This window comes from Thermoanaerobacter sp. A7A (genome assembly GCF_000445185.1).
In the GTDB taxonomy this organism is placed as follows: domain Bacteria; phylum Bacillota; class Thermoanaerobacteria; order Thermoanaerobacterales; family Thermoanaerobacteraceae; genus Thermoanaerobacter.
In genome coordinates this window covers 1-1,493 of record NZ_AVAF01000075.1, presented here as the reverse complement: position 1 = coordinate 1,493, position 1,493 = coordinate 1, and the positions used below count along the sequence as shown (strand labels likewise).

Here is a 1,493-nt window from a genome sequence, read left to right as displayed (position 1 = left end):
AAGATGCTGGAAATAAGATACCATGGATATAGAAGGAACTACCGGTAGTCCTTAGAATTATTAGGAAAGGGGTGAAAGTGTTAAGAGATGGAAGGAATTTGAGAAATGCTTTTTGCTTACGACTAAGATTTTAAGGTAGGAGGATGAAATTAAATGAAAAGGATAGTGACAGTATTACTTACTTTGATATTAATATTTTCAACAACAGTTGTATTTGGAGCGACGGATAACGTATTAGAAAATGAACCAGCTGCGATTTTTGAAGGTAGCATCGAAATGAGTGTGGTAGAAAATACTAAACTTTCTAGTATGGATTTTATTTATTTACCTAATTATCATGCTGACATTGGTGGAGGTATTTTACTTTCGGACATAATTTATAGGCACAACAATAATGAATTGGCAAGATATGTAGCTAAATTATCAGTTGATTTTATTGTAGCTTCTCTGGCTTATCAATATAAATTAGGATTCCCTACGAGCTTTGTTATAGATCGCTTTACAAACACATTAATATCATGGTTTAATAATAACTATTTACAAGATACTTATACGGGAGCGTGGATGTGGAAAGCCTGGAGCAATTATGAGAATGTTTATGTAATTTATGTGACATTAGTACATTATTCTGATGGAACTTATACAAAACCTATAAAAGTCCAAACATTAGAGATTGGAAGGGAATACGGGACTACAGTTGAATATTATTACTAAAGGAGAATATCTATGAGGAGATTATTATTATGTTGGCGGTATGGTTTAATGCCATTTTAATTCTACTCGAATCTTTATATCAAGTGGTACTTTATATTTACAAATTGTCTGATAGAGATAAAATTCCTCCTCTAATAATCAATTTTGTAGAAAAGCGAAAAATGTTTTTTAGTAGTTGGCGCAAAGTTCCTCTAGACGATGGGATTATATATAAAATGATTGGCAGGTCAAAAGTTAGGACATTTGTGTGGTTTATAGTTGGGATATTATTTTATGTTCATGCTAAAGGAAGAGGCGGTGAGATTGGAACTTATGTAATTTTTACAACTGTAATGTTCACAAATGTTTTAAAGCAAATTTACTTCTATAAGTATAAAAAATCTTTGAAAGGTGAAAAATTTTCTAAAGTGTTGCGAAGCATTATAGAAATAGAAATATGTATGTACAACCTAGCCTTTGATATACCGATAGAAAAGAATAGTATATATGAAGTCATAAAAGATACATGGGTGAATATATTTGGCAGCATGTCTGTCATAATATTGGTATTTTTCGCTTCATATTTCGGAGTATTAGAAAAAGTTAGTATGCTGGTTATAATAATTTATTTAGCTGCTATTTTGAGTAAAAGATTTATTATGGTGCGAACTTAAAACTGCTGAGGCTGAATTTCTATTTTAGATCAGTATGTAGAAAAGAGTAAAAACCCTCAGACAAAAGGAACCGTCCCCTTTGTCTGTGACCCCAAGTTAGTTTATGCAGATGAGAATAAAGTCATC

2 protein-coding genes are annotated in these 1,493 nt (G+C 31.5%); both read left to right on the top strand.

The window, feature by feature from the left end; translation table 11 throughout:
* Nucleotides 1-153: 153 nt before the first annotated feature.
* On the top strand, nt 154-714 hold the full coding sequence (locus M663_RS0104565) for a hypothetical protein (protein ID WP_273702630.1): 561 nt from the start codon (nt 154-156) through the stop codon (nt 712-714).
* Between the two features lie 29 nt (nt 715-743).
* Nucleotides 744-1,367, top strand: a complete 624-nt coding sequence (locus M663_RS0104560; protein WP_029688100.1) for a hypothetical protein — start codon at nt 744-746, stop codon at nt 1,365-1,367.
* The last annotated feature ends 126 nt before the right edge of the window (nt 1,368-1,493 follow it).